This is a genomic window from Mesorhizobium ventifaucium (assembly GCF_935822925.1).
Classification (GTDB): Bacteria; Pseudomonadota; Alphaproteobacteria; order Rhizobiales; family Rhizobiaceae; genus Mesorhizobium; species Mesorhizobium ventifaucium.
Genome location: NZ_CAKXZS010000056.1, coordinates 62,993 through 88,820, shown reverse-complemented (window position 1 = coordinate 88,820; position 25,828 = coordinate 62,993). Strand labels below are relative to the sequence as shown.

The window sequence follows — 25,828 nt, the reverse complement described above, 5'->3', positions numbered from 1 at the left end:
TCAAAACGGAGCGAAACCATGAAGCGCATACTATTTCCTGCTGTCGCCGGAGCGCTTGTCGCCATGTCGGGCACAGCCTTGGCTGATACCGCCGTCTCGGCTGTCACCGATCTCAACGTACGCGCCGGCCCCGGCCCGCAATACCCGGTCATCGGTGTGCTCGCCGCCGGCCAGTCGGCAACGCTTGATGGCTGCATCCGAAACAGCAAATGGTGCACCATCGCCGAGGCCAATGGCCAAGGCTGGATCTATTCCGACTATGTGACGGCCGATTTCGGCGGCAACAAGGTCGTCCTGACGGAACGCCCTGATGACGCAGACATTACCATCGTCGAAGCGCCCGCCGACGTCGACGATCCCGACATCTATACCGGAGCGATCGTCGCTGGCGAGCCGATCGAGCCGATCAGGCGGCCGCCGGCCGAAGTTCGCACCTATATCGAGACCAACCGGATCGACCCGGTCTATCTCGAGGGCGAGGTGGTTACCGGTGCGACCTTACCGGATACTGTCGAGTTGCGCGAGATCCCGGACTATGACTACCGCTATGTCTATGTGAACGGTCAGCCGGCACTGGTCGATCCGGGCACCCGACGCATCATGTATGTCGAGCGCTGACGGTGCCGTTAGAGACCACCAATTGTCGAGGTTGGCGCTGCCCTCATCGCCCTGCCGGGCACTTCCCCGTATAGTGACGGGGAGAAGGACCTTTCCTGCAATGCTGGCGATTAGCGAAATCGTTGGTGAGAGCGCCCCTCTCCCCGTTTACGGGCAGAGGATGCCGGCAGGCAGGTGAGGGGCGGCGCAAACGCCAGAAGGGATGGCTGGAGCGATAACCGTGACGATTGCGCGGCACGAACCGATCGACTAGATCATGCGACTCGAAGCACCAGCCTGTGAGCCCGCGTGATAGACCCTGCCGCCTTCGAGCGCTACCGGCATACTCCCCACGCCAAGACGACCCTGCCGCGGCTCCTGCTCGGAACGGTGGTCGTCGTCCTGTTCTGGGTCGCGACAACCATCGCCGTGCTGTTCGGCGGCGCCTATCTCTGGCAAGCATTGTCTGGCGCCGTGATAGAAGGAGGGGCGGTGCAGAATTTCATGGCCTCGCCCGCCGGGATCCTCGCCGCGCTCGCCTCCTTTGCCGGAATCTGGCTCGGCCTGTGGGCAGCCATGCGCTGGGTCCATCGCGAGCCGCTGATGGCGCTGATCGGCACCAGCCGCCGCGTTTCGCGTTCGGGATTTTTTAGGGGATTGGCCGCGGTGCTGGTCACATCGCTGCTCTCCGAGATCCTGCTCTACCTCTTGCAGCCCGACATTGCGCGCGGTGCGATCGCCCTGTCGTCCTGGCTGCTGTTCCTGATCCCGATCGCCGCGCTGACCCTGCTGCAGACCTCGTCCGAAGAGGTGCTGTTTCGCGGCTATCTCCTCAGGGGCCTGGCCAATCGGTTTCAAAACCCGTTCATCTGGGCGCTGCTGCCAGGACTTCTGTTCACTGTGATGCATTGGAGCCCAAGCTCGACGACCGCCATCAACGCCTGTGTGCTGGCCTCGATCGCTGCTTTTGCGCTGGTCCTGACGCTGGTGGTCTATGCCACGGGCAATCTCGGCGCGGCCTTCGGCGCCCACGTCGGCAACAATCTGACCGGCTTCCTGCTGATTTCACATCAGCAAAGCTACAATTCCTTCGCCCTGTTCAACGCCAAGCCGCTCGAAGGTCCCGGCTGGACGACGCTTGATGCCGTCCTCATCGCGGCGATCGGCATCGTCTGCAGCCTGTTGACTGTTCTGTTGCTCCTGCACCCGCGCTCGCCGCTGAAGGTCGAGCCTGATTTTTCGCACCCTGGCGGCCCAAGCTGATGCGCATCACGCTGGTGGTGCTGCCATAAACCGAACCGGCCCGGTTCAGAGTATTCGGCCCCCCACCTTGACTCCGCGGCCGATTTCCTGTCTACACGCCGCGAATTCCGCGACGAGTATCCCTCCGAGCAAGCCGACCGGGACGCCGAAGCCTGTTTGAGGTGACGTGCTGTAAATAGATCCTGGAGGCCAACATCCGGCAGCGCTGTGCGCCCCCGGGTGCTTTTTGGCTTTGGGCTTTTGCCTGGACGGCTTTGAGTTGGATAGTAGGCGCGAACGCATTACCTCTCGGGCATCATCCGGGTGCCAGGGAAAAGGAAAAAGAATGCTTGAATCACTGCAGGAACGCACAAGAGGCGTAGAGGGCCGCAGGCCCGACGGGGATCAGCATGAATCCAAGGCGCTCTCGCACAGCGGTTTGACCAATGTTTGAGACCCTGCAAGAGCGCCTTGGTTCGATCCTGAACGGCCTCACCGGCCGCGGTGCCCTGTCCGAGGCCGATGTCTCGGCGGCGCTGCGCGAGGTGCGCCGTGCGCTGCTCGAGGCCGACGTTGCGCTGGAAGTGGTGCGTTCCTTCACCGACAAGGTGCGCGAGAAGGCCGTCGGCGCCGCCGTGCTGAAGTCGATCAAGCCGGGGCAGATGGTCGTCAAGATCGTCCATGACGAGCTGGTCGAGATGCTGGGCGCCGAGGGCGTCGCCATCGACCTCAATGCACCGGCTCCGGTCGTCATCATGATGGTCGGCCTGCAGGGTTCCGGCAAGACCACGACATCGGCCAAGATCGCCAAGCGTCTCACCGAGCGTCAGAACAAGAAGGTCCTGATGGCCTCGCTCGACACGCGGCGTCCCGCGGCGCAGGAGCAGCTCCGTCAACTCGGCGAGCAGGTCAAGGTCGCCACGCTGCCGATCGTCGGGGGCCAGACGCCGGTCGACATCGCCCGCCGCGCCGTGCAGGCGGCAAAGCTCGGCGGCCACGACGTCGTCATCCTCGACACCGCCGGCCGCACCCATATCGACGAGCCGCTGATGGTCGAGATGGCCGACATCAAGAAGGTGTCGTCGCCGCACGAGATCCTTTTGGTTGCCGATTCGCTGACCGGCCAGGACGCCGTCAATCTGGCGAAAAGCTTCGATGAGCGCGTCGGCATCACCGGGCTGGTGCTGACCCGCATGGATGGTGATGGCCGTGGTGGTGCAGCACTTTCCATGCGCGCCGTCACCGGCAAGCCGATCAAGCTGATCGGCACCGGCGAGAAAATGGACGGGCTGGAGGAATTCCATCCCAAGCGCATCGCCGACCGCATCCTCGGCATGGGCGACATCATCAGCCTCGTCGAAAAGGCTGCCGAAAACATCGACGCCGAGCAGGCGGCGGCGATGGCCAAGAAGATGCAGTCGGGCAAGTTCGACCTGAACGACCTTGCCGGCCAGCTTCAGCAGATGTCGAAGATGGGCGGCATGGGCGGCATCATGGGCATGATGCCGGGCATGGGCAAGATGAAGGATCAGATGGCTGCCGCCGGTCTCGACGACAAGATGTTCGGCCGCCAACTCGCCATAATCTCGTCGATGACCAAGGCGGAGCGCGCCAACCCCGATATTCTGAAGCACTCGCGCAAGAAGCGCATCGCCGCCGGCTCCGGCACCGACGCGGCCGAGATCAACAAGCTCCTGAAGATGCATCGCGGCATGGCCGACATGATGAAGGCGATGGGCGGCAAGGGCAAAGGCGGTGGCCTGATGCGCGGCATGATGGGCGGCCTGGCCCAGAAGATGGGCCTCGGCGGCATGATGCCGGGGGGTATGGGCGGCATGGGTGGCCCGGGCGGCATGATGGGCGGCGGTATGCCGGACCTGTCCAAGATGGACCCCAAGCAGCTCGAAGCCTTGCAGAAGCAGGCGAAGGCAGCCGGTCTCGGCGGCATGAAGGGCCTGCCCGCTGGCCTTTCAGGTGGCGGTGGCCTGCCTGGGCTGCCCGGCGGCATGAAGCTTCCTGGTTTGCCGGGATCTGGCGGCGGTCTGCCAATGCTTGGCAAGAACGGCCCCGGCAAGAAGAAGTGAGGGCGCGATGAACGAAGAAAAGGACATGGCCGACGCACGTGCGGCGCTGGTCGACTACCGCGCCTCGATCGACAACATCGACGCAGCGCTCATCCACATGCTGGCCGAGCGTTTCCGCTGCACCAAGGCGGTCGGCAAGCTGAAGGCGTCGCATGGCCTGCCGCCGGCCGATCCGGCACGCGAGCAGCAGCAGATCGCCCGCCTTCGCCAACTGGCGAAGGACGCCCATCTCGACCCGGATTTCGCGGAGAAATTCCTGAACTTCGTCGTCCGTGAAGTGATCCGGCATCACGAGCATATCGCCGCATCCAACGGCGTAACGAAAACCGGCTGAGGACCAGTGTATGTCGCCCAAAAAGTGCGCAGCGGTTTTGGGACAACGACATGCATAAAGACAACAGTCATAACCCCGATCAACGAAAATCAGAATTTTAGGAGAAAGAAATGCCACTGAAAATCCGACTTGCCCGTGCGGGCTCGAAGAAGCGTCCCTATTACCACGTCGTCGTCGCCGACGCCCGTTCGCCGCGCGACGGCCGTTTCATCGAGTCGCTCGGCTCGTGGAACCCGCTGCTGCCCAAGGACGGCGAGCGGGTCAAGGTCGACGCCGACCGCGTCAAGCATTGGCTCTCGCACGGCGCCCAGCCGACCGACCGCGTGCTGCGCTTCCTCGACGAGGCCGGCATTGCCAAGCGTGAGACCCGCTCCAACCCGAAGAAGGCCGAGCCCGGCAAGAAGGCGCAGGAACGCGCCGCACTTCTGAAGAAGGCGCAGGACGATGCAGCCGCCGCTGTTGCCGCCGCGGCAGCGGCGCCGGCCGAGGCGGAACCCGCGACCGCCGAATAATCTGCTTTTTATCCCCTACGAAACGGCGGGCGCCTTTGTCCGCCGTTTTGCTGTTTCGTCCGACTTATGACGCGGCCCGATCAATAGCCTTCAGGGCAGCGGGCGATGTAGACGCGCCCATCGCGACCGCGATAGCGGCACCGGCCGGGTTCGGTAGCACGACCGATCAGTGCGCCGGCGACGGCGCCGACGGCACCACCAACAACAGCTCCCTCCACCGGATCGTTTGCAACGGCAGCGCCGACAGCAGCGCCCCCTAGGCCACCGACCGCCGCGCCCTGTTCTGTCCGGGAACAGGCTGCGAGTGAGGTTGCCAATACCATCAGGACTACCAGTTTCTTCATTGTCGTTCCTCTCAAACGGGGTTTTCCGTCCTCGCCGCCACATCTTCTAACTTGCAACCGGGCGATTTGATCCAAAGTCAAAGAAGAAGGGTGGCGGCAGACCGCGCCATCTCTGGCGACGCGACCGCCATCGAACGGCTTTTGAAGTCGCCGCTATCGGCTGAGCGCGATCAGCGCGCGCACCCTGGGGTTGCGCAGGAAAAGGCCACCCCACAAGACGAAGCCGAGATAGACGCCGAACAGTGTGTGCGAAAACAGCGGGCTGCCGATACGTATATGCGTCGCGATGGCGCCACCGAGGTAGGCGGTGAGCAGGATGGCGCCAAGCACCGAGGTGCGCGGCACCGCATAGAGCGCGGTCGAGACCAGTCCGATGATGCCGAGCATGCGCGAGACATTGGGATCGGCCGGCCAGCCGAGCTGCACCATGGTCTGGGTGACGACATCGAGCGGCGGCAGCTTGATGACGCCGTCGAAGATCATGAACAGCACGATGAGGGCGCTGAGCCCTCGGCCGGTCCACAGCGCGCCCGGCGTGACGGATGCTGTTTGAGACATGGTCATTGGTCCTCCGGTTGTTTCGAGCCCTCTTGGCGAAGGTCGAACCAAGGACGCGCGTGAGGCGGCGATCCGACACGCCTACGATCTTTTGAGCGCACGGCGCTGCCATGAGCGTGGGAACAAACCCTAGGAGAAATAGTATTTTTCGGCGGGGATCATTTTTGGCGGCGCCTCGCCGAGGGCCTCGAACACCGAGATTTCACAGACGCGGCACAGGCCGTCGAGGGCGAGGTCGTTGGCCTCGGTGCCGAACGGGTCCTCGAGTTCCTCCGAGAGCGCGTCGAGGCCGAAGAAGGTGTAGGCGATCAGCGCCGTGAACAGCGGCGTCGCCCACCCGGCAGTCGAGGCGAGCCCAAACGGCAGCAGCAGGCAAAAGATATAGGCGGTGCGCTGCAAGAGCAGCGTGTAGGCAAACGGAAGCGGTGTTCCCATGATGCGCTCGCAGCCGGCCTGCGCTGCGGCGATTTGCGACAGGCGCTCGTCGAGGATGCGGTAGCCCATGACGTCGATCGCGCCGGCCTTGTACAGCGCGGCGGCTCGCTCGCCCATCCGCCGCACCAAGGCGTCGGGCGGGTTGGCCAGCTTGGCGGCACATTCGGCTTCGTCGCCGATGAACGCGCGTGCGTCCGACGCTGCGTCCACCCGCCGAAGCAGGCCGCGCAGGAAGTGGCAGAAGGCGATCGCCTCCATCAGCAGGCCGCGCAGTTCCGCCCGGTTTTCGATCAGCCCGGTGCTGGCGCGCGCCAGATTGCGAATGTCGAAGACAAGCTGACCCCACAGCTTACGCGCTTCCCACCAGCGGTCATAGGCGGCGTTGTTGCGGAAGCCGAGATAGATCGACAGCGCCACACCGAGCAGGGCGAACGGTGCGGGGCCGGCATTGCCGAAGTCAAGCTTCAGTGCCCTGACCGCCAGCACCACCAGCGCGCCATAGACGCCGAAGCCGAAGATCTGCGGCAGGATGCGCGGCACCACCGAGCCGCGCATGATGAAGAACAGATGCAAGAATCCCGGGCGCGGGCGAACGATCATCGAAACCCCTTTCACGGACCGGCAATGATCCTGATCGGTTCCATTGTGCGATGCAATCCACGCACAAGCCCAACCGCCAGCGACATGGCGATGTCGTCTTGCCGGCCTGGGACCGAGCACGTTATCGAAAATCCGCAAGACATTCGGGAGGAATCGATGGCCGGCGAGACCGATCTGAAGAAACTGCTGGCAACGATGACGCCGGAATTGCGTCCCGGCATCCACGTCTTCGACACGTTGCCGCCCGATGCGCCCGTACCAGACGCCTTTGAGCCAGTGATGCTGTTTCGCGAGCGCGAGGGGACGACGGTGATCGCGCTAGAGGAGAAAGCCACGGCCGCTGGCCTGGAGATCGTGTTTCGCTGCCGCATGGTGACGCTGAACATCCATTCGTCGCTGGAGGCGGTAGGCTTCCTCGCCGCCATCACCACGCGTCTTGCCGCCGCCGGCATAGGCGTCAATCCGGTCTCGGCCTTCTATCATGACCATCTGTTTGTCCCGGCCGATCGGGCGGAAGAGGCGGTGGCGATACTGACGAAGCTGGCGGAAGAGAATCGTGGGTGAGGCGGGCGCCTTGTGTCTGGAAATGTGGGCGCTGCCCCTCATCCCCCTGCCGGGACCTTCTCCCCGCAAGACGGAGAGAAGGGGCTAACCGGCCGAAGGCCGAGCCCGCGACCGCAGGCCGCCGGTCATCCGGCGCCCCCGCGGAGGGCCCGCCGCGGCAGCGGCGATACGGCCGTGAGCGAAAACTAAATCGGCCGAAGGCCAAGCCGTGAGCGAGAATCAAGCCGCCTTTTTCTTCGGTTGGATCAGCCCGCGCTCGATCAGCAGCTCCGCGATCTGCACGGCGTTGAGTGCCGCGCCCTTGCGCAGATTGTCGGAGACGATCCACATCGACAGGCCGTTGTCGATGGTCGAATCCTCGCGGATGCGCGAGATGAAGGTGGCGTCCTCGCCGGCCGAGTCCAGCGGCGTGATGTAGCCGCCGTCCTCGCGCTTGTCGAGAACCTGGCAGCCTGGCGCTTCGCGCAGGATCTCACGTGCTTCCTCGGCGGTGATCGGCTTTTCGAACTCTATGTTGACCGCTTCCGAATGGCCGATGAACACCGGCACGCGCACGCAGGTCGCCGTCAGCTTGATCTTGGGGTCGAGCATCTTCTTGGTCTCGGCGACCATCTTCCACTCTTCCTTGGTGAAGCCGTCGTCGAGGAAGACGTCGATATGCGGGATGACGTTGAAGGCGATGCGCTTGGTGAACTTCTTGACGTCGACCTGGTCGGCGACGAACACGGCCCGCGTCTGCGTGAACAATTCGTCCATGCCTTCTTTGCCGGCGCCGGAGACCGACTGGTAGGTGGCGACGACGACGCGCTTGATGGTGGCGAAGTCGTGCAACGGCTTCAGTGCCACGACCAGCTGGGCCGTCGAGCAGTTCGGGTTGGCGATGATGTTCTTGCGCGTGAACTGCGAAATCGCGTCCGGGTTCACCTCCGGCACGATCAGCGGCACGTCCTGGTCGTAGCGGAAGGCCGACGAATTATCGATGACGACGCAGCCCTGCTTGCCGATCTTCGGCGACCATTCCTTCGAGACATTGCCGCCGGCCGACATGATGCAGATGTCGGTGTCGGAAAAATCATATTGGTCGAGCGTCCTGACCTTCAGCGTGCGGTCGCCGAACGACACTTCCGTGCCCTGGCTGCGCCGCGAGGCCAGCGCCACCACCTCGCTTACCGGAAAGCCGCGCTCTTCCAGTATGTTGAGCATTTCCCGGCCCACATTGCCCGTGGCGCCGACGATTGCAACCTTGAAACTCATCGAAATCTCCTGTCCTCTCCGCTCGGTTTTTTGGAGAAAACCCGCCGGCCGATGCGGGTTTCAACCCCCGGGCCGGACCCGGGAGAGGGTGGTTAGGCCAAGGGAATCAGACCGTTTTAGTGGTCGTTTTAGCCGTAGTTTTGCTGGAACGAGGAGACGCGCCGACGCGCCCGGCCCAATGGTTCGCATTGCGGCCGGGGAAGTCGAATGCAAGAAGCGCCATTAAAAGGCCGCGCATCGAAACTATCCCGTTCGGTGCCGGCTTTTACGCGGTTTAGGCGAAGAGTCAATCGCGACGCAGCGAGGCGGCTTGCCCTGTACAATGGCGGCGGCGCGAAGTACGAACGATTGGATCGTTTGGCTCGTGGCGCTCCTGGTGCTCGCCGACGGATGACCCATTGCCGGGCATAAAAGAATCCGAATTCCGAAAGAAGCATATGTCCAATTTCGAAGCACTTGTCCCCGCGCTGGCAAAGGCGCTGGAAAAACGCGGCTATGTCGAGCTGACGCCGGTGCAGAAGGCGGTTCTCGAGCTCGGGCAGGCCGATGCGCTGGTTTCCGCCCAGACCGGCTCCGGCAAGACCGTGGCCTTCGGGCTGGCTCTGGCACCGACCCTTCTCGACGGCGCCGAGCGCTTTTCCCAAGCCGCAGCACCGCTGGCGCTGGCCGTGGCACCGACGCGGGAGCTCGCTTTGCAGGTGACGCGCGAGCTCGAATGGCTCTATGACCTGACCGGCGCAGCGATAGCGTCCTGCGTCGGCGGCATGGACATGCGCACCGAGCGCCGCACGCTGGAGCGCGGCGCCCATATCGTTGTCGGCACGCCCGGCCGGCTGCGCGACCACATCACCCGCAATTCGCTCGACATGTCCGAGCTGAAGGCAGTCGTGCTGGACGAAGCCGACGAGATGCTCGACCTCGGCTTTCGCGAGGATCTGGAATTCATCCTCGACGCCGCGCCGGCCGAGCGTCGCACCTTGATGTTTTCGGCCACGGTGCCGCGCTCCATCGCCACGCTGGCCAAAGGCTACCAGCGCGATGCGGTGCGCATCTCGGCCGCCGGCGAGGAGAAGCAGCATCTCGACATCGAATACCGGGCGCTGAGCGTAGCCCAGGCCGACCGGGAAAATGCCATCATCAACGTGCTGCGCTATTACGAAGCGAAGAACGCACTGGTGTTCTGCAACACGCGCGCCGCCGTCAATCACCTGACCGCGCGCTTCAACAACCGAAACTTTTCCGTCGTCGCGCTTTCGGGCGAGCTGAGCCAGAACGAGCGCAGCCACGCGCTGCAGGCGATGCGCGACGGCCGCGCAAAAGTCTGCGTCGCCACCGACGTGGCGGCGCGCGGCATCGACCTGCCCAACCTCGAACTGGTGATCCACGCCGACCTGCCGACCAATCCGGAGACGCTTCTGCACCGAAGCGGGCGGACGGGACGGGCGGGACGCAAGGGTGTCAGCGCGCTCATCGTGCCCAACAATGCCCGCAGGCGCACCGAACGGCTGCTGCAAAGCGCTGGCCTTGCGGCGACATGGGCAAGCCCGCCTTCGGCCGACGACGTCCTGCGCCGCGACGACGAGCGCATCCTCGCCGACCCGGTTTTCAGCGAGCCTGTGAAGGAAGAGGAGCGCGGCTTCATCAACGCGCTTCTTGAGCAGCACCGCCCCGATCAGGTGGCCGCCGCCTTCCTGCGTCTGTGCCGTTCCAGCCGCTCGGCGCCCGAGGATCTCCTGGACGTCGCTCCGTTCACGCCGTCGGGCGACAGGCCCTCTGGCGATAGATCTGTCCGTCGCGACGAGGCGCCAAGCCGCCGCGACGATTTCGGCGACAGCGTCTGGTTCTCGCTGTCGGTGGGACGCAGGCAGAATGCCGAGCCGCGCTGGCTGATCCCGATGCTGTGCCGGACCGGCGGCATCTCCAAGCGCGAGATCGGCGCCATCAAGATGCAGCCGGAAGAAACCTTCGTGCAGATCGCGGCGGATAGGGCCGACCGGTTTTTCCAGGCAATCGGCCCGGACCGCAAGTTGCAGAACAACATCGCGGTCAAGCGGCTGGACGGCACGCCCGACCTGTCGCGGGCCGGCTATCAGGAGCCACGGCCGGACAAGAAGCCGCACCGCGGCAAGCGGACGTTCGACCAGAACGCGCCCAAATTCGAGAAGCGCGCACCGTCAGCCGATCAGCGCCCCGCCGCATTCGAAGCAAAGCCCTGGGCCGGGAAGGCAGCGAAGGCGAAGTTTGAAGGCGCACCGGCGAAGCACAAGAAGTCGAAGAAGCGGCCGGCTTGAACTAATTGTGCGATCTTGACAGGTGGCCAAAGAAGGCCGCGGAAAACGAAGCTGTAGCGATCCTTCCCACCCCCCTCTGGCCTGCCGGCCATCTCCCCCGCAAGGGGGGAGATGGCAGCTTCACTGGTGGCTCCAAACTTCCATTGTTCAAGATTGGCGAAGGCCGGGATGACCGCCAATCTCCCCCTTGCGGGGGCGATGTCCGTTCCTGCTCCGGCCCGGTATGACGAAAAACACGCGGCCTGCTCGTAGCCGACGCACCTGCATTTCGCCCCGCACCCCTTGCGGTCTGCCGCAACTTTGAACAGTCTGGCCAGCGGGACGAGGGGCAGGACATGCGCGGCGAAGTGCTTCACTATGACGAGGACCACGGCTTTGGCTTCATCACCGGAGCCGACGGCAATCGCTACACTTTCGCGCGCGAGGATCTGCGCCGAGAAGCGTCGATGGCCAAGGGCACGGTTATCGAGTTCCAGCCGACCGGCGGACGGGCACGCGACGTTTTTTCGATCCGCGCCCAAACTGCCAGCCCGTCCGCCGATGCGCCTGCCGCAACCGCCGCCCCGACTCAAACCGGCAACGCGCCCGTGGCGCCGCAACATTTCGGCCGTTTCGCTGAAAATGCTCCCGCCACCGACCTTTGGAGCTACTTCCGGCGGGGCCTGACTGAAAATTACTTCAATTTCTCCGGCCGTGCCCGCCGCAAGGAATATTGGGGCTATTGCCTGTTCTCGACGATCGCGCTGATCGTGGTCGTTGGCGTCGGCCTCTTCGTCGATGACGCCATGGGCCATCTTGACGAATTGCCGGCAGTGACGGTCGGTCTTTGCGGCGCGTTTGTGCTGGCGACAATCCCGCCTTGGATCGGACTGAACGTGCGTCGCCTGCACGACATCGGCCTGACCGGCTGGCTTTTTCTGGTGGTGTTCATCCCGACCATCGGCTGGCTGATCATCCTGGTCTTTGCGCTGATCCCGACGCAGGCCCGTGAAAATCAGTGGGGCCCGGTGCCGGCGGGCGTCAGGGCCTAGCTGCTCCACACAGCGATTTTGAGGGGCTGGAAGCCGGGCGGACGTCGACCGCCACAGGCTCAGCCCAGGAACTTGGCGATAATCGCGTCGCCCATCTCAGTGGTGCCGACTTCGGTCATCCCAGGGGAAAGAATATCCCTGGTGCGCAAGCCCTGATCGAGCACGGCGGCGATGGCGCTTTCCAGGCGATCTGCCTCGGCCACCATGCCGAAGGAATAGCGCATGCACATGGCGAAGGAGGCGATCATGGCGATCGGGTTGGCGATGCCCTTGCCCGCAATGTCGGGCGCCGAACCGTGCACCGGCTCGTAAAGCGCCTTGCGCTTTTTCGTCTTGGCATCCGGCGCGCCGAGCGACGCCGACGGCAGCATGCCGATCGAGCCGGTCAGCATGGCGGCGATGTCGGACAGCATGTCGCCGAACAGATTGTCGGTGACGATGACGTCGAATTGTTTCGGCCAGCGCACCAACTGCATGCCGCCGGCATCGGCCAGCATGTGGTCGAGCTTGACGTCGGCATATCTGGCCTTGTGCGTCTGCGTGACGACCTCGTTCCACAACACGCCCGACTTCATCACATTGCGCTTTTCCATCGAGGTGACGTGGTTCTTGCGCGTGCGCGCCAATTCGAACGCAACTCCCGAAATGCGCTCGATCTCGAACGTGTCGTAGACCTGCGTGTCGATGCCGCGTTTTTGGCCGTTGCCGAGATCGATGATCTGCTTCGGCTCGCCGAAATAGACGCCGCCGGTGAGCTCGCGCACGATCAGTATATCGAGCCCTTCGACCACCTCCTGCTTGAGCGAGGAGGATGCGGCCAGCGCCGGATAGCAGATAGCCGGCCTGAGATTGGCGAACAGCTCCATGTCCTTGCGCAGCCGCAGCAGTCCGGCCTCCGGGCGCACTTCATAAGGCACCGCATCCCATTTCGGCCCGCCGACGGCGCCGAACAGCACCGCGTCGGCGGCCATCGCCTTGGCCATGTCGGCATCGGAAATCGCCGCGCCATGCGCGTCATAGGCGCAGCCGCCGACCAGCCCCTCATCGGTGATAAAACCACTGCCGAGCTTGACGTTCATGGCGGCGATCAGCTTCTTCACCTCGGCCATCGCCTCGGGGCCGATGCCGTCGCCGGCGAGCAGGAGAAGATTTTTCGAAGCCATCCGGAACCGTCCTAACTGTGGCGCATGAAATCGGAATCGATTTCGGAAAGCTTCATGCGCAGAAACAAAATTCTACAGCGTCCTTTGCGCGTCCAAAGGACGCGCGGCGCTGTCGTGAGCCGCGGCCTTGCTAAACGCCAAGTGGACTATGCGCAAGCCTTTGGTTCAGAGCATCTTTGTCGATCATCGCGCCTCGACAAGGTCGCGCAAGCTCCTGCACCGCCGTCGAACTCAGCGCTTGAGTGCCGTCACTTCGATCTCGATCTTCATTTCCGGCTTGTTGAGCTGACAGACGATCATCGTCGCCGCCGGCCTGATGTCGCCAAAAGCCTCGCCGAGGAGCGGAAAGACGATGTCGACGAAAGCCGCGTCGGTGATGTAGTAATGCGCCCGCACCACATCGGCCATCTCGAAGCCGCCGTCCTGCAACGCCTTGGCAATCGTCGCCAGGCAATTGCGCGTCTGCGCCTCGACCGTCTGCGGCATCGACATGGTCGCATAGTCGTAGCCGGTCGTTCCGGAAACGAAACACCAGTCGCCCTGTACCACGGCGCGCGAATAACCGGCGGCCTTCTCGAAGGGCGAGCCGGTGGAGATCAGTTTTCGCATGGGCCTTTCCTCGCATATTTTTAGGCGATATTGAGCTGAAGAAGTGCCTTCCGACTATGGGCCAGGCGGGGGTGGATCGACAGTGCAAAACCGTTATAGGCCGGGGACGTCGGCGTCACGACGGTGCAGAACCTTTGATGCCGGAGGGACAGCGCCGCCCTCTGTCCTGCCGGACATCTCCCCCACAAGCCCCCATAAGGGGGAGATTGGCAGCGTTGGCGCACCGCTCACTCCTGCGACGGTGGCAGTTCGCGAAGGCGGTGGTGACGGCCGATCTCCCCCCAAGTGGGGGAGATGTCCGGCAGGACAGAGGGGGGCGCGAAGGATCACGACAGATCAGCATTTATCCTGAGCCGCGGTGGCGGTCCATACCCCTTTCGGTCTCAGTCAAAGAGCCAAATCTCTCTGCGCAGAGAAACTGGCTAGCTTTTTCGATTACGCGCCGCCAGCGTCCGCAACCTCAGCGCGTTAAGGCGGATGAAGCCCTCGGCGTCCTTCTGGTCGTAGGCGCCGCGATCGTCCTCGAAGGTGACCAGCGCGTCGGAATAGAGCGTCTTCTTCGACTTGCGGCCAGTAACGATGACGTTGCCCTTGTAGAGTTTCAGCCGCACCGTGCCTTCGACATCTTCCTGGCTCTTGTCGATCATCGCCTGCAGCATCAGGCGCTCGGGCGCGAACCAGAAGCCGTTGTAGATCAGCTCGGCGTAGCGCGGCATGAATTCGTCCTTGAGGTGGGCAGCACCGCGGTCCAGCGTGATCGATTCGATCGCCCGGTGGGCTGATATCAGGATGGTGCCGCCGGGGGTCTCGTAGACGCCGCGCGATTTCATGCCGACGAAACGGTTCTCGACAAGGTCGAGCCGGCCGATGCCGTTGTCGCGGCCGAGATCGTTGAGCGCCGCCAGCATCGTCGCCGGCGACAGTTTCTTGCCATCGAGCGCGATCGGATCACCCCTCAGGAATTCGATTTCGATCTCGGTGACCTTGTCCGGCGCATCCATTGGCGAGATGGTGCGCTGGTGGACGAATTCCGGCGGCTCGCTCCACGGGTCTTCCAGCACTTTGCCTTCGGAAGACGAATGCAGCAGGTTGGCGTCGACCGAAAACGGCGCGTCGCCCTTCTTGTCCTTCGGCACCGGGATCTGGTGCTGCTCGGCGAAGTTGATCAGATCGGTGCGCGACTTGAACGACCAGTCGCGCCATGGCGCGATGACCTTGATGTCGGGGTTGAGCGCATAGGCCGAAAGCTCGAAACGGACCTGATCGTTGCCCTTGCCGGTGGCGCCATGCGCAATCGCATCGGCGCCGGTTTCTTTTGCGATCTCGACCAGGTGCTTGGAAATCAGCGGACGGGCGATCGAGGTGCCGAGCAAATAGGTGCCTTCATAGACGGCATTGGCGCGGAACATCGGGAAAACGAAGTCGGAAACGAACTCCTCGCGGACATCCATGATGCGGATGTCCTTGATGCCCATCATCTCGGCCTTGCGCCGCGCCGGCTCCAGTTCGCCGCCCTGGCCGAGATTGGCGGTGAAGGTGACCACCTCGGCGCCAAGCTCGGTCTGCAGCCATTTCAGGATGATGGAGGTGTCAAGGCCGCCGGAATAGGCGAGCACGACCTTCTTGACGGCTTTTGCTTTCGACATCTGGCTGTTCCGCGACAGGGTTCTTCGCGGGCGAGGTATCACGGCCTTTCCGGGCTGCGCAAGTGATGAACGGTCCCTCGGTCGCTGCTGGCATACTGGATCAGCCCTTGTGCCGGCCAGTCGCTGGTGCAGAGAAGACGCTTACGGTATAGGCTGCGCATTCTTTATCCACGGGCCCGCAGATGTCCTTCATTCCCGACACCACCACGCTGATCCAGTTCGCCATCGCCACCGTGATCCTGGCGATCACGCCGGGGCCCGACATGACGCTGTTCGTGTCGCGCACGCTGAGCCATGGCCGCGCCACCGGCTTTGCCTCGATGGCCGGCGCGCTATGCGGCACGCTGATCCACACCACACTTGTGGTGGTCGGGATCTCGGCGCTGATCGTCGCCTCGCCGGCGGCTTTTCTTGCGCTCAAGATGTTCGGCGCCGGCTATCTCGTCTTCCTGGCCTGGCAAGCGATCACCAAGGGATCGGCCTTCTCACCCGAGAAGAAGAGCGGGCCGGAGATTTCGCTGTTTCGCGCCTGGGCGGCGGGGCTCGGCGTCAATCTGCTCAACCCGAAGATCATCCTGTTCTTCATGACCTTCCTGCCGCAGTTCGTCTCAGCCCATGATCCCAACGCGCCTGGAAAGCTGTTCTTCCTCGGCACGATGTTCGTCGTTTTGTCGATCCCGGTAACAGCGCCGATGGTCTTTGCGGCAGAAAAGTTCTCGACCGCGATGAAAGCCAGCCCGCGGGTGACGCGCGCCGTCGACTATCTGTTCGCCGGGGTGTTTTCGGCCTTCGCGCTCAAGATCCTGACCGCTCAGGCGAAGTAGGCGCGGACCTTCCGGCTTGCCGCCAGCTTCCGGCCCAGCGCCCGGCGCTCAGCCAATAAAAAATGCCGCCGACCATGCCGCAGCCGATCACGGCAGCGACGACGCGCGGGTCGGTGATCTCGAAATTGGCATCGGCGGTCTGGTGGGCGAAGCCGAGGAAGACCGCCGCGACCACCGCGCCCGCCAGCGCATAGAACAGCCAGTCGCGCCGTCCCTGGATTTCCGAGACGAGAATCGCCACCGCTGCCGGCATGAAGGCGAAGTAGGCGACGAACAGTGCAACGAACGGGATTGAAAACCACAGCGAGGCCTGCGCTGCCGGCTGCGTCTCGTCCGTCATCAGCCCGAGAGAGGCCAGGAACATGATGTTGAGGAAGGCGCTGGCCGCCAGCGCGGCAACGCCATAGCCGATCAGGATGATCGCGAAGCGAATGAGATAGGCGACAAGGCGGTTCACGCCTCGCCGTGGCCCGCGATCATCATCGCTTCCAGCGCGAGCCGGTCGACCTTGCGCATGCGCTCCGACTCCGACTTGAGCTGGCCGCAGGCGGCGAGGATGTCGCGGCCGCGCGGCGTGCGGATCGGCGAGGCATAGCCGGCATTGTTGATGTAGTCGGCGAATTTCTCGATCGTCTCCCAGTCCGAGCACTGGTAGTTGGTGCCCGGCCACGGATTGAACGGGATCAGATTGATCTTGGCCGGAATACCCTTGAGCAGCTTGATCAGCCCCTTGGCGTCATCAATCGAATCGTTGACGTCCTTCAGCATCACATACTCGAAGGTGATGCGGCGGGCGTTCGACAGGCCGGGATAGGCGCGGCAGGCGGCGATCAGCTCTTTCAACGGATACTTCTTGTTGATCGGCACCAAAAGGTCGCGCAAATCGTCATTGGTGGCGTGCAGCGAGATCGCAAGCATGACGCCGATCTCCTCGCCGGTGCGGAAGATCTCCGGCACGACGCCGGAAGTCGACAACGTGATGCGTCTTTTCGACAGGGAAAGCCCGTCGCCGTCGGACGCGATCAGCAGCGCCTTCTTCACCGCCTCGAAATTGTAGAGCGGCTCGCCCATACCCATCATGACAATATTGGACACTTTCCGACCCTCGGCCGGCACGATGGCGCCATCAGGCGTGTCGCGGTCGGGGAAATCGCCGAGCCGGTCGCGGGCGGTCAGAAGCTGGGCGAGGATTTCCTCTGCGGTCAGGTTGCGCACCAGCTTCTGCGTGCCGGTGTGGCAGAAGGAGCAGGTCAGCGTGCAACCGACCTGCGACGAGATGCACAGCGTGCCGCGGCCTTCTTCGGGAATGTAGACGGTCTCGATCTCGACCGGCCGGCCGGCGCCGCGCGGCGGAAAGCGAAACAGCCATTTGCGCGTGCCATCGGAGGAAATCTGCTCGTCGACGATCTCGGGCCTGGCGACGGTGAAATGCTTGTCGAGCTCGGCGCGCAGATCCTTGGAGATGTTGAACATGCCGGCAAAGTCGGAGACGCCACGCACATACATCCAGTGCCAGAGCTGCTGGGTGCGCATCCTGGCCTGGCGCTCCGGCACGATGCCTGATGCAACGAGGGCCGCGCCAAGCTCGGCCCGGGTCAGGCCGATCAGCGACGGTTTTTCGGCCGGCGTGGCGCGGGCGCGCAACGCATCACGGGCGCCTTCAGTGGTATGGTCGAATGAAAGGGTCATTGTGCGCCAAATAAGCGATTTACGGCCGATTACAGTATCGTGCCCGAAATGAAGCGCGGCGCATAGCACAGCTTGACGGCGGAGTCATGGGTGGCGGCGGTTTCCTTCTCCCCTTGTGGGAGAAGGTGGATCGGCGCGCAGCGCCGAGACGGAAGAGGGGTGTTGGACGGAACACCATCGGCGCCAAGCTGGAAAACCCCTCATCCGACCGAGCTACGCTCGGCCACCTTCTCCCACAAGGGGAGAAGGGAAGACCTAACTTTGGCTATTTGCACCTGGCGATGGACGACAGCGCCGCCGAAATGCCTTTCAGCGAAAAGACATAGGTCGTGGTGTTGCCGCGGCCGGACTTCGCCTGCACCTTCATGTCGCTGCCTGACTTCATCGCGGCGATCAGCACCGGCTCCTCGGCGGCGTTTTCGACCCAGGCCGACTTGCCGCGGGTGAACATCGAAAAGCTCTTGCCGTCGACGGTGACGGTGGCCTTGGAGTTTTCCTGGAAATTGTAGCCGGCGATGAATTGCGGCTCGTAAGACACCTGCTGTCCCGGCCGCTGGCTGACGAAGAAGAACATGTCGCCATGGTCAAGCGTCGGGGGCTGCTTGTCGGTCGGCACGGTCAACACATAGCAAACCTTGCCGCCCGACGCCTGGTAGCTGTAGGTGCCCCAGGCATTGTGCTGACCGATCTTGGTCGCCGACTGCGCCAGAGCCGGCGCTGTCATGGCCACCAGCGCCAGGCTCGAAATTGTAGCAATCAATCCGCGCATCGCTTTTCCCATATATGGTGCGGAGGCAGGCCGGCTCGGCGTCCTGCCCGTCGCTTCATTTTGATTTAATCTGGGTTACCAAACGGTGAACTTACCTCAGGAAAAGGACATCCACCCCAGGAAACCGCCGCCATCCTTGCGCCCGTCGCTCGAAAGCGGCAGTTGCAACGTCCCTTTCGCGACTTGGATGCCACGAAAGCGGCAAGAGTTTGACTTTTCTGCCTTATCGCCGGCTCAGCCGTTGTCGGCAATCGCCTGTTTGGCGGCGAGCCGATGCGCTGATGTGATGTGGGCCTTGACGGTGGTGATCGCGGCGGTCAGCACGGCGATATCGTCGGTAAAGCCCAGTCCGAAGAGGAAGTCGGGGATGACGTCAGCCGGCAGCACGAAATAGCCGAGCGCCGCCACCAGGATGCCCTTGGCGCGCAGCGGCGTGTTCTTGTCCATGGCGCAGTAGTAGGCGGCGACCAGCTCCTCCATGAACGGGATCTGCCGGGCAGCCCGCTTGGCGGTGCGCCAGAATTTCTCGCGCACTTCCACCTCGTCGCCCGGCTTGCCGCCAAAGCCGAAGAAATCAAAACTTGATTTTTGCGCCATCAGTTTCTCCTAACCAGGCTGCGCATATCGTTCTACACGCGCCTGCGAATGGAAATGTGGTGAAACCCGAACCGCGCTGCAAGATGCTGTCTTTTCATGCTGCGCAACTAGGGTCGTGCCCCGGGGGCAGGCTTTGGGTTGGCTCAGCCGCCGAAATAGCGGTTCATCTTGCTGGCCAGTTCGAAGTCGAGCGCGGTCAGGCCGCCGGCATCATGGGTGTTCAGCGTCACGTTCACGGTCTTGTAGATGTTCGACCAGTCGGGGTGATGATCGATCTTCTCCGCCGCCAGGGCGACGCGGGTCATGAAGGCGAAGGCTTCGGAAAAATTCCTGAAGCTGAAGCTGCGCGCGATCGAGCCACCATCCTCGGCCAGCGACCAGCCGTCGAGCCCGGCCAGCGCCTCGGCGACCGCCTCCCTGCCCAGTTTCTCTCTCGCCATGGTCATTTCCCGTGCTATCTGGATTCGCAGTCTTCAGCATAGTGCCGGATCGATGAGCGCAAAGCCGATAAAATCCATTCTTTTCGTCTGTCTCGGCAATATCTGCCGCTCGCCACTGGCCGAGGGCGTGTTGCGCGCCGTCCTGGCAGAGCGCGGCCTCGATCGGGATATCCTGCTCGATTCGGCCGGAACCAGCGACTGGGAAGCCGGTTCGGCACCCGACCCGCGCTCGATCTCGATCGCTGAGCGGCACGGCGTCGATATTTCTGGTCAGACGGCGCGCAAGCTGGCGCCGGACGATTTTTCGCGTTTCGACCTCGTTCTCGCCATGGACCGATCCAATCTCCGGGACCTGAAAGCGCTGGTGCCTGCCGCCATGCGCGACCGCGTCCATCTGTTCCTCGAGTTCGCCGAGGGAAGGGTGGGCGACGTGCCGGACCCCTATCACCAGGGGCCAGAGGCGTTTGCCTCGGTCTACCGCATGATCCGCGAAGCGTCGGAGGCGCTGGCGACGCGGCTCGAGGCACGGGCATCAGTGCCCGACAGCGGCCAGGCCTCCTCGACGATGTAGGGTCCGCCGCCGACCGAATCGCGCGAAGACATCAGGACGAAGCGGCCGACACGGAAGGGCAGCGTCGAAAAATTGCCGCGCGCCGAGAGATACTGGGCGACGTCGAGCGGGCTCGAATTGCGCAACCTGGCCAGCGTCACATGCGGCATGAATTTGCGCGTGTCGGCGGGGATGCCGAGGCGCTGGCAGATGCGCTCGATCTCGGCTTGCAGTGCCGCAAGATCGGGCGAGGCGGAGACGCCGGCCCACACCGCGTGCGGTTTCTTCTGGCCGAAGGCGCCGACGCCGGACAGTGTCAGCGCGAAGGATGGCCGGTGGACACGGTCGAGCGCGTTGGCGATTTCGTCGGCGACATGGCCCTCGACATCGCCAATGAAGCGCAGCGTCAAATGGTAGTTCTCGACGTCGATCCAGCGGGCCCCGGGCAGGCCGCCCCGGAGCAGGGACAGCGAAAGGGCGGCATCACGCGGTATTTCGAGGGCGGTGAAAAGACGCGGCATGGTAAGCCTCCTGTCCTCGAATCGAACTCTTGTCCCTAGCGAATCATCGAAAATCGAGCGGGGCAAGCGGTTTGTTGGTTGCACCTGGCCTAAAATCAAATCGTGCGGGGAATGCGTAGCCTCATCGAAATCCGGTCCCTTCAAGAGTTGCCCTTAACCACGGCAATGGCTTTCTCGACATCCGGCAATATGCGCTCGACCATGCGGTCGATGCCCTTGGCATTCGGGTGCAGGCCGTCCTCAAGTTGCAAAGCTGGTTCGCCGGCGACGCCGTCGAGAAAGAATGGATAGAGCGGGACGCCGTATTTTTCCGCCAGTTTCGGGAAGATCGCGTCAAAGCCGTTCTGGTAATCGGCGCCGAGATTGGGTGCGGCGCGCATGCCGGCCAGCAGCACGGCGATGTTGCGCTGCTTCAGCTTCGCCAGCATGGCGTCCAGATTTTTTTGCGTGATATCGGGAGAAACGCCGCGCAGCATGTCGTTGGCACCGAGTTCGAGAATGACAAGCTGCGTACCGTCCGGCACCGACCAGTCGAGCCGCGACAGGCCGCCACTCGACGTATCGCCGGATACACCGGCGTTGACAACGGTCACATCGTGGCCCTTGGCGCGAAGTGCTGCCTGGAGTTTTTGGGTGAAGCCTTCGTCCGGTCCGAGGCCAAAGCCCGCCATCAGGCTGTCGCCGAAGCCGACGATCTCCAGGGGCTCGGCGCGCGCCGAAGAAATGGCGCCGCAAATTCCGAGGAAAAGGACGAAGGCTGCGGCAAGTCGGTGTTTGAAAGCCATGCGGCAGGGCCCCATATGACCGAGAACATGATACTGGCGGTAGGCGGAATTCTGGCCTCCCTTTCCCATATAGGACGATTTTATTTTGACAGAAGCCGTCATCGCGCTGAAAAATGTATCGCTGACGCTCGGCGAAGGAGCGTCTTCCGTCCATGTGCTGAAAGGCGTCAGCCTCGACGTGGCAAGTGGCGAGGCGACCGGCATTGTCGGGCCGTCGGGCTCGGGAAAGTCGACGCTGCTGATGGTGTTGGCCGGCTTGGAACGGGTCGATTCGGGTACGGTACGAATCGCCGGCGAATTGCTGAACGACAAGAGCGAAGACCAGATCGCGTCGTTTCGTGGGCGAAACATTGGCATCGTCTTCCAGTGCTTCCACCTCATTCCCAATATGACAGCGCTCGAAAATGTCGCAGTGCCGCTGGAACTTGCCGGCCATGCCGATCCGTTCGGGGTGGCGGCGAGGGAGCTCGAGGCGGTGGGCTTGAGCGACCGCGTCACTCACTATCCCGGCGAATTGTCCGGCGGCGAACAGCAGCGTGTGGCGATCGCCCGGGCACTGGCGCCTTCGCCGCGCATCCTGATCGCCGACGAGCCGACCGGCAATCTGGACCAGGCAACGGGACGGCAGGTCGCCGATCTTCTGTTCGCCAAAGCGGCCGAGCGCGGCATGACGCTGGTGCTGGTCACCCACGATCCGGCGCTCGCCGCACGCTGCTCCCGGCAGGTGTCGATGCGGTCGGGCCGGATCGAAGATGCGCCAGAACCAGCTCCAAAGCCCGGCAGGGTGCCGGCCTGATGCCGCTGTCGCGCACGCTGAAGCTCGCCTTCCGCTTCTCGCTGCGCGAGATGCGCGGCGGGCTGTCCGGCTTCCTGATCTTCCTTGCCTGCATTGCGCTTGGCGTCGCGGCGATCGGCGGCGTCAATTCGGTGGCCCGGGCGATTACCGCCGGTGTCGCCAACGAAGGCCAGTCGCTGCTCGGCGGCGATCTTCGTTTTCAGCTCAATCAGCGCGCCGCGACGCAGGCCGAGCACGTCTTTCTTGACGGGCTGGGCTCGGTCTCGCACAGCGCCAACATGCGCTCGATGGCGCGGCTCGAGGACGGCTCCGACCAGGCGCTGGTCGAAGCCAAGGCGGTCGACGGCGCTTATCCGCTCTATGGCGCGCTGGAAACCGAGCCGGTGCTGTCGAAGCAGGAATTGTTCGGCGAAAAATCTGGTGTTCTCGGCGCCGCCGCACCCGACCTTTTGTTTGAGCGGTTGAACCTTCGGATCGGAGACCGGCTGAAGCTGGGCAGTGCCACCTTCGAACTGCGCGCCAGGCTCGTCAACGAGCCGGACGTGGTATCCGACGGCTTCGGCTTTGCGCCGCGGCTGATGATCTCGACGGACGGGCTTGCCGCTTCCGGTTTGATCCAGCCCGGCAGCCTGGTCGAGAACGCCTACAAGGTCCGCCTGCCCGGCGGCGCCGGGCAGGCGCGCATAAAAGCCATTCAGGATCAGGCGGCGGAGGATTTTCCCGAGTCCGGCTGGTCGATCCGCACGCGCAGCAATGCAGCACCGGCGTTGTCCTCCAATATCGAACGGTTTTCGCAGTTCCTGACGCTGGTCGGGCTGACGGCGCTGGTGGTCGGCGGCGTCGGCGTGGCCAATGCGGTGCGCGCCTATCTCGACGGCAAGCGCGGCGTCATCGCCACTTTCAAGAGCCTGGGGGCTTCGGGCGGTTTCGTCTTTGCCGTCTACCTGGTGCAGATCCTGATGATCGCCGCGCTTGGCATCACGCTCGGCGTCGCGCTAGGCGCGCTGATGCCGTTCGCGGCGAGCGCGGCGCTCCAGTCGATCATTCCGGTGCCGGCGGAGGGCGGATTCTATCCCGGCGCGCTCGGCATGGCGGCGCTGTTCGGGCTGCTGGTGACGCTGGCTTTTGCCTTGCTGCCGCTCGGCCGTGCGCGCGACGTGCCGGCGACGGCGCTGTTTCGTGAAATGGGTTTTGAGGGCCGCGGCTTCCCGCGTCCGCTCTACACGGCGGCGGCGCTCGGCATTGCGCTGCTCCTGGCGGCGCTGGCCATTCTGTCATCCGGCGACCGCTACATCGCCTCGATCTTCGTCGGCGCCACCATTTTTGCTTTTTTGGTGCTGCGCCTTGTCGGCGCGCTGGTGCAGTGGGCCGCCAAAAGGACTCCGCGCGTTGGCTCGACGGTGCTCAGGCTCGCCATCGGCAACATCCATCGGCCGGGCGCCTTGACGCCATCGGTGGTGCTGTCGCTGGGACTGGGGCTGACGCTTCTGGTGACGCTGGCGCTGATCGACGGCAATCTCAGGCGGCAGATTTCCGGCAGCCTGCCGGAGCGAGCGCCGAACTTCTTCTTCGTCGACATCCAGAGCAGCAATGTCGATGCGTTTTCGGCGCTGGTCGGCAAGGAGGTACCGCAAGGCACGCTGGTCAAGGTGCCGATGCTGCGCGGCCGGGTGATGGCGCTGAACGGCGTCGACGTCGACAAGGTCAAGGTGCCGGCGGAAGGGGCCTGGGTGCTACGCGGCGATCGCGGGCTGACCTACGAGGCCAGAATTCCTGCGAATGCGACGCTGACCGAAGGCACATGGTGGCCGGAGAATTATGCCGGCGAGCCGCTGGTCTCGTTTTCGGCCGAGGAAGGCAAAGAGATCGGGCTGAAACTCGGCGATACCGTCACCGTCAACGTGCTTGGCCGCAACGTGACGGCGAAGATCGCCAATTTCCGCCAGGTCGAGTGGGAGACGATGGGCATCAATTTCGTCATGGTGTTCTCGCCCAGCACATTTGCCGGCGCGCCGCACAGCTGGCTGGCGACGCTGACCGAAAAGGGCGCGTCGCCGGCCGACGATGCCCGTCTTCTCAACGCCGTCACCCGTGCCTTTCCCGCGGTGACGACAGTCAGGGTCAAGGACGCGCTCGACATCGTCAACCGGCTGGTGGCGCAACTCGGCACTGCGATCAGGGCCGCGGCCGGCGTGGCTCTGATCGCCTCGGTGCTGGTGCTGGCCGGCGCGCTGGCGGCCGGCAACCGCGCCCGCATCCACGATGCGGTGGTGCTGAAGACGCTCGGCGCCACCAGGAAAACGCTGATCGCGGCCTTTTCGCTGGAATACATGCTGATCGGCCTCGCCACCGCGATCTTCGCGCTGGCGGCAGGTGGGATTGCGGCGTGGTTCGTTGTCGTGCGCGTCATGGCGCTGCCGTCGCATTTCATGCCCGATGTGGCGGTGGCAACCATCGTCTTTGCTTTGCTGGTCACGGTCGGCATCGGCCTCGCCGGCACCTGGCGGGTGCTGGGTCATAAGGCGGCGCCGGTGCTGCGCAATCTCTGATCTGTGGGGGAACTGCAAGCTCAACGCGACCAGATTCGGTTAAATCTTGTTAATGTTGGGCTTCTTAACGCCGATAAATCCGGATTTTTGCTCCTTCACGAAGCATTACGCCCGGTTACGGTCTTGTTCTTGACGCCAATAACCATCATATTTCGCCGCAGGCATGCTGGAGCCCCGCCAGCGGCGCCTCGGTCCAAATGACCGGACACCGGACGGGGCAGAAGCAATATGAGGATTTCCATGGCTGAACCCGTTCGCAATTATCAGACGCGTGCCGTGCCCGGCGTCGGCGTCGATGCTGCTATCGACCAGGGCCTGCGCGCTTATATGATCAAGGTCTACAATCTGATGGGGCTTGGCCTCCTCATCACCGGCCTCGCCGCGGTCGGAACGATCATGCTGGCCACCACCACCGATCCGGCTTCGGCGGTCGCTACGCTGCCGAATGGCGATATGCTGACGTCCTTCGGCTACGCGATCTTCGGCTCGCCGCTGAAATGGCTGGTGATCTTTGCCCCGCTGGCAGCGGTGCTGTTCCTGTCGTTCCGCGTCCAGTCGATGAGCGTTTCGGCCGCGCAGACGACGTTCTGGGTCTATGCCGGCCTCGTCGGCCTGTCGCTGTCGTCGATCTTCCTGGTCTACACCACCGCCAGCATCTCGCAGACCTTCTTCGCCACCGCCGCCGCCTTTGGCGGACTGTCGCTCTACGGCTACACGACCAAGCGCGATCTTTCCGCGCTCGGTTCGTTCCTGATCATGGGCCTGGTCGGTCTGATCATCGCCAGTGTGATCAACATCTTCCTGCAGTCGTCGGCGCTTACCTTCGCCGTTTCGGCGATCGGCGTGCTGATCTTCGCAGGGCTGACCGCCTACGACACGCAGAACATCAAGGAGATGTATTTCGAGGGCGACGAGACCGATGTCGCCGGCCGCAAGGCGATCATGGGCGCTCTGAGGCTCTATCTCGACTTCATCAACCTGTTCATGTTCCTGCTGCAGTTCATGGGCGATCGCCGTTAGAAACGGTCCCTGCGTCTGTGGACC

At 63.4% G+C, this 25,828-nt stretch carries 27 protein-coding genes; 13 read left to right on the top strand and 14 right to left on the bottom strand.

The features are described 5' to 3' along the window. Window positions 1-18 precede the first annotated feature (18 nt). From NMG70_RS30040 to rpsP, 5 genes are all read left to right on the top strand, one after another. Window positions 19-618, top strand: coding sequence for a DUF1236 domain-containing protein (locus tag NMG70_RS30040; RefSeq protein ID WP_254027836.1), 600 nt, complete (start codon window positions 19-21; stop codon window positions 616-618). Window positions 619-906: 288 nt separating this feature from the next. Beyond that, window positions 907-1,860 (top strand): CPBP family intramembrane glutamic endopeptidase, encoded by a 954-nt coding sequence (locus NMG70_RS30035; protein ID WP_254027835.1) that lies wholly within the window; start codon window positions 907-909, stop codon window positions 1,858-1,860. Between the two features lie 425 nt (window positions 1,861-2,285). Further along, window positions 2,286-3,923, top strand: a complete 1,638-nt coding sequence (gene ffh / locus NMG70_RS30030) for a signal recognition particle protein (RefSeq protein ID WP_254027834.1) — start codon at window positions 2,286-2,288, stop codon at window positions 3,921-3,923. A 7-nt stretch (window positions 3,924-3,930) separates the two neighbouring features. Further along, the gene (locus NMG70_RS30025) at window positions 3,931-4,257 is read left to right on the top strand and encodes a chorismate mutase (protein ID WP_254027833.1); all 327 of its coding nucleotides are present in this window, start codon (window positions 3,931-3,933) and stop codon (window positions 4,255-4,257) included. Window positions 4,258-4,367: 110 nt separating this feature from the next. Next, entirely contained in the window at window positions 4,368-4,769 is a 402-nt protein-coding gene (gene rpsP, locus NMG70_RS30020; RefSeq protein WP_254027832.1) for a 30S ribosomal protein S16, read from the top strand. A gap of 80 nt (window positions 4,770-4,849) precedes the next feature. Here the strand turns inward: rpsP and NMG70_RS30015 are convergent, their stop codons facing one another. From NMG70_RS30015 to NMG70_RS30005, 3 genes are all read right to left on the bottom strand, one after another. Further along, on the bottom strand, window positions 4,850-5,113 hold the full coding sequence (locus tag NMG70_RS30015; RefSeq protein WP_254027831.1) for a YMGG-like glycine zipper-containing protein: 264 nt from the start codon (window positions 5,111-5,113) through the stop codon (window positions 4,850-4,852). A 153-nt stretch (window positions 5,114-5,266) separates the two neighbouring features. Next, window positions 5,267-5,677, bottom strand: a complete 411-nt coding sequence (locus tag NMG70_RS30010) for a DoxX family protein (protein WP_254027830.1) — start codon at window positions 5,675-5,677, stop codon at window positions 5,267-5,269. A gap of 123 nt (window positions 5,678-5,800) precedes the next feature. Beyond that, window positions 5,801-6,706 carry a bestrophin family protein gene (locus NMG70_RS30005; RefSeq protein WP_254027829.1) on the bottom strand — a complete coding sequence of 302 codons (906 nt, stop codon included), beginning with the start codon at window positions 6,704-6,706 and terminating at the stop codon, window positions 5,801-5,803. Between the two features lie 156 nt (window positions 6,707-6,862). On the opposite strand from NMG70_RS30005, the gene NMG70_RS30000 reads away from it, so the two are divergent. Next, entirely contained in the window at window positions 6,863-7,270 is a 408-nt protein-coding gene (locus NMG70_RS30000; RefSeq protein ID WP_254027828.1) for an ACT domain-containing protein, read from the top strand. 219 nt (window positions 7,271-7,489) lie between these two features. Here the strand turns inward: NMG70_RS30000 and NMG70_RS29995 are convergent, their stop codons facing one another. Then, entirely contained in the window at window positions 7,490-8,524 is a 1,035-nt protein-coding gene (locus tag NMG70_RS29995; protein WP_254027827.1) for an aspartate-semialdehyde dehydrogenase, read from the bottom strand. Window positions 8,525-8,961: 437 nt separating this feature from the next. Between NMG70_RS29995 and NMG70_RS29990 the strand changes: the two genes are divergently transcribed. After that, window positions 8,962-10,815, top strand: a complete 1,854-nt coding sequence (locus NMG70_RS29990) for a DEAD/DEAH box helicase (RefSeq protein WP_254027826.1) — start codon at window positions 8,962-8,964, stop codon at window positions 10,813-10,815. A 335-nt stretch (window positions 10,816-11,150) separates the two neighbouring features. Next, window positions 11,151-11,846, top strand: coding sequence for a DUF805 domain-containing protein (locus NMG70_RS29985; RefSeq protein WP_254027825.1), 696 nt, complete (start codon window positions 11,151-11,153; stop codon window positions 11,844-11,846). A 59-nt stretch (window positions 11,847-11,905) separates the two neighbouring features. On the opposite strand, the gene leuB is transcribed toward NMG70_RS29985, so the two are convergent. From leuB to NMG70_RS29970, 3 genes are all read right to left on the bottom strand, one after another. Further along, window positions 11,906-13,009 (bottom strand): 3-isopropylmalate dehydrogenase, encoded by a 1,104-nt coding sequence (gene leuB / locus NMG70_RS29980; RefSeq protein WP_254027824.1) that lies wholly within the window; start codon window positions 13,007-13,009, stop codon window positions 11,906-11,908. Window positions 13,010-13,240: 231 nt separating this feature from the next. Next, window positions 13,241-13,618 carry a RidA family protein gene (locus NMG70_RS29975; RefSeq protein ID WP_254027823.1) on the bottom strand — a complete coding sequence of 126 codons (378 nt, stop codon included), beginning with the start codon at window positions 13,616-13,618 and terminating at the stop codon, window positions 13,241-13,243. A gap of 422 nt (window positions 13,619-14,040) precedes the next feature. Further along, complete coding sequence (locus NMG70_RS29970; RefSeq protein WP_254027822.1) at window positions 14,041-15,264, bottom strand: argininosuccinate synthase; 1,224 nt, start codon at window positions 15,262-15,264, stop codon at window positions 14,041-14,043. A gap of 182 nt (window positions 15,265-15,446) precedes the next feature. On the opposite strand from NMG70_RS29970, the gene NMG70_RS29965 reads away from it, so the two are divergent. Next, the gene (locus NMG70_RS29965) at window positions 15,447-16,088 is read left to right on the top strand and encodes a LysE family translocator (RefSeq protein WP_254027821.1); all 642 of its coding nucleotides are present in this window, start codon (window positions 15,447-15,449) and stop codon (window positions 16,086-16,088) included. On the opposite strand, the gene NMG70_RS29960 is transcribed toward NMG70_RS29965, so the two are convergent. The 5 genes from NMG70_RS29960 to NMG70_RS29940 form a co-directional block, all read right to left on the bottom strand. Continuing rightward, the gene (locus NMG70_RS29960; RefSeq protein ID WP_254027820.1) at window positions 16,060-16,545 is read right to left on the bottom strand and encodes a hypothetical protein; all 486 of its coding nucleotides are present in this window, start codon (window positions 16,543-16,545) and stop codon (window positions 16,060-16,062) included. The two genes, NMG70_RS29965 and NMG70_RS29960, sit on opposite strands and share 29 nt — an antisense overlap. After that, window positions 16,542-17,777, bottom strand: a complete 1,236-nt coding sequence (gene rlmN, locus NMG70_RS29955) for a dual-specificity RNA methyltransferase RlmN (protein WP_254027819.1) — start codon at window positions 17,775-17,777, stop codon at window positions 16,542-16,544. Before rlmN ends, NMG70_RS29960 begins: the two co-directional genes overlap by 4 nt. 265 nt (window positions 17,778-18,042) lie before the next feature. Further along, the gene (locus tag NMG70_RS29950) at window positions 18,043-18,546 is read right to left on the bottom strand and encodes an invasion associated locus B family protein (protein ID WP_254027818.1); all 504 of its coding nucleotides are present in this window, start codon (window positions 18,544-18,546) and stop codon (window positions 18,043-18,045) included. 234 nt (window positions 18,547-18,780) lie between these two features. After that, on the bottom strand, window positions 18,781-19,143 hold the full coding sequence (locus NMG70_RS29945) for a YkvA family protein (RefSeq protein ID WP_254027817.1): 363 nt from the start codon (window positions 19,141-19,143) through the stop codon (window positions 18,781-18,783). 143 nt (window positions 19,144-19,286) lie between these two features. Beyond that, window positions 19,287-19,583, bottom strand: a complete 297-nt coding sequence (locus NMG70_RS29940; protein WP_254027816.1) for a 4a-hydroxytetrahydrobiopterin dehydratase — start codon at window positions 19,581-19,583, stop codon at window positions 19,287-19,289. 52 nt (window positions 19,584-19,635) lie between these two features. Here NMG70_RS29940 and NMG70_RS29935 point away from each other — a divergent pair, with 52 nt between their 5' ends. Next, window positions 19,636-20,154 (top strand): low molecular weight protein-tyrosine-phosphatase, encoded by a 519-nt coding sequence (locus NMG70_RS29935; protein ID WP_254027815.1) that lies wholly within the window; start codon window positions 19,636-19,638, stop codon window positions 20,152-20,154. On the opposite strand, the gene thpR is transcribed toward NMG70_RS29935, so the two are convergent. Continuing rightward, window positions 20,058-20,654 carry an RNA 2',3'-cyclic phosphodiesterase gene (thpR, locus tag NMG70_RS29930; RefSeq protein ID WP_254027814.1) on the bottom strand — a complete coding sequence of 199 codons (597 nt, stop codon included), beginning with the start codon at window positions 20,652-20,654 and terminating at the stop codon, window positions 20,058-20,060. The two genes, NMG70_RS29935 and thpR, sit on opposite strands and share 97 nt — an antisense overlap. 140 nt (window positions 20,655-20,794) lie before the next feature. After that, entirely contained in the window at window positions 20,795-21,439 is a 645-nt protein-coding gene (locus tag NMG70_RS29925) for an arylesterase (RefSeq protein ID WP_254027813.1), read from the bottom strand. 85 nt (window positions 21,440-21,524) lie between these two features. Between NMG70_RS29925 and NMG70_RS29920 the strand changes: the two genes are divergently transcribed. From NMG70_RS29920 to NMG70_RS29910, 3 genes are all read left to right on the top strand, one after another. Beyond that, a complete protein-coding gene (locus NMG70_RS29920) occupies window positions 21,525-22,235 on the top strand; it encodes an ABC transporter ATP-binding protein (protein WP_254027812.1) in 711 nt (236 codons plus the stop codon). Then, entirely contained in the window at window positions 22,235-24,784 is a 2,550-nt protein-coding gene (locus NMG70_RS29915) for an ABC transporter permease (RefSeq protein WP_254027811.1), read from the top strand. Before NMG70_RS29920 ends, NMG70_RS29915 begins: the two co-directional genes overlap by 1 nt. A 240-nt stretch (window positions 24,785-25,024) precedes the next feature. Continuing rightward, on the top strand, window positions 25,025-25,804 hold the full coding sequence (locus NMG70_RS29910) for a Bax inhibitor-1/YccA family protein (protein ID WP_254016984.1): 780 nt from the start codon (window positions 25,025-25,027) through the stop codon (window positions 25,802-25,804). Window positions 25,805-25,828 lie beyond the last annotated feature (24 nt).

What these genes read in the sequence shown, in the direction of transcription:
- NMG70_RS30040 (WP_254027836.1), top strand. Translation starts at nt 19, where the DNA reads ATGAAGCGCATACTATTTCCTGCTGTCGCCGGAGCGCTTGTCGCCATG.
- NMG70_RS29970 (WP_254027822.1), bottom strand. Translation starts at nt 15,264, where the DNA reads ATGTCGAAAGCAAAAGCCGTCAAGAAGGTCGTGCTCGCCTATTCCGGC.
- ffh (WP_254027834.1), top strand. Translation starts at nt 2,286, where the DNA reads ATGTTTGAGACCCTGCAAGAGCGCCTTGGTTCGATCCTGAACGGCCTC.
- NMG70_RS29910 (WP_254016984.1), top strand. Translation starts at nt 25,025, where the DNA reads ATGGCTGAACCCGTTCGCAATTATCAGACGCGTGCCGTGCCCGGCGTC.
- NMG70_RS29925 (WP_254027813.1), bottom strand. Translation starts at nt 21,439, where the DNA reads ATGGCTTTCAAACACCGACTTGCCGCAGCCTTCGTCCTTTTCCTCGGA.
- NMG70_RS29965 (WP_254027821.1), top strand. Translation starts at nt 15,447, where the DNA reads ATGTCCTTCATTCCCGACACCACCACGCTGATCCAGTTCGCCATCGCC.
- NMG70_RS30000 (WP_254027828.1), top strand. Translation starts at nt 6,863, where the DNA reads ATGGCCGGCGAGACCGATCTGAAGAAACTGCTGGCAACGATGACGCCG.
- leuB (WP_254027824.1), bottom strand. Translation starts at nt 13,009, where the DNA reads ATGGCTTCGAAAAATCTTCTCCTGCTCGCCGGCGACGGCATCGGCCCC.
- NMG70_RS29945 (WP_254027817.1), bottom strand. Translation starts at nt 19,143, where the DNA reads ATGGCGCAAAAATCAAGTTTTGATTTCTTCGGCTTTGGCGGCAAGCCG.
- NMG70_RS29935 (WP_254027815.1), top strand. Translation starts at nt 19,636, where the DNA reads ATGAGCGCAAAGCCGATAAAATCCATTCTTTTCGTCTGTCTCGGCAAT.
- NMG70_RS30010 (WP_254027830.1), bottom strand. Translation starts at nt 5,677, where the DNA reads ATGACCATGTCTCAAACAGCATCCGTCACGCCGGGCGCGCTGTGGACC.
- NMG70_RS29950 (WP_254027818.1), bottom strand. Translation starts at nt 18,546, where the DNA reads ATGCGCGGATTGATTGCTACAATTTCGAGCCTGGCGCTGGTGGCCATG.
- NMG70_RS30015 (WP_254027831.1), bottom strand. Translation starts at nt 5,113, where the DNA reads ATGAAGAAACTGGTAGTCCTGATGGTATTGGCAACCTCACTCGCAGCC.
- NMG70_RS29975 (WP_254027823.1), bottom strand. Translation starts at nt 13,618, where the DNA reads ATGCGAAAACTGATCTCCACCGGCTCGCCCTTCGAGAAGGCCGCCGGT.
- NMG70_RS29995 (WP_254027827.1), bottom strand. Translation starts at nt 8,524, where the DNA reads ATGAGTTTCAAGGTTGCAATCGTCGGCGCCACGGGCAATGTGGGCCGG.
- NMG70_RS29985 (WP_254027825.1), top strand. Translation starts at nt 11,151, where the DNA reads ATGCGCGGCGAAGTGCTTCACTATGACGAGGACCACGGCTTTGGCTTC.
- NMG70_RS30025 (WP_254027833.1), top strand. Translation starts at nt 3,931, where the DNA reads ATGAACGAAGAAAAGGACATGGCCGACGCACGTGCGGCGCTGGTCGAC.
- NMG70_RS29915 (WP_254027811.1), top strand. Translation starts at nt 22,235, where the DNA reads ATGCCGCTGTCGCGCACGCTGAAGCTCGCCTTCCGCTTCTCGCTGCGC.
- NMG70_RS29940 (WP_254027816.1), bottom strand. Translation starts at nt 19,583, where the DNA reads ATGGCGAGAGAGAAACTGGGCAGGGAGGCGGTCGCCGAGGCGCTGGCC.
- rpsP (WP_254027832.1), top strand. Translation starts at nt 4,368, where the DNA reads ATGCCACTGAAAATCCGACTTGCCCGTGCGGGCTCGAAGAAGCGTCCC.
- NMG70_RS30005 (WP_254027829.1), bottom strand. Translation starts at nt 6,706, where the DNA reads ATGATCGTTCGCCCGCGCCCGGGATTCTTGCATCTGTTCTTCATCATG.
- NMG70_RS29990 (WP_254027826.1), top strand. Translation starts at nt 8,962, where the DNA reads ATGTCCAATTTCGAAGCACTTGTCCCCGCGCTGGCAAAGGCGCTGGAA.
- thpR (WP_254027814.1), bottom strand. Translation starts at nt 20,654, where the DNA reads ATGCCGCGTCTTTTCACCGCCCTCGAAATACCGCGTGATGCCGCCCTT.
- rlmN (WP_254027819.1), bottom strand. Translation starts at nt 17,777, where the DNA reads ATGACCCTTTCATTCGACCATACCACTGAAGGCGCCCGTGATGCGTTG.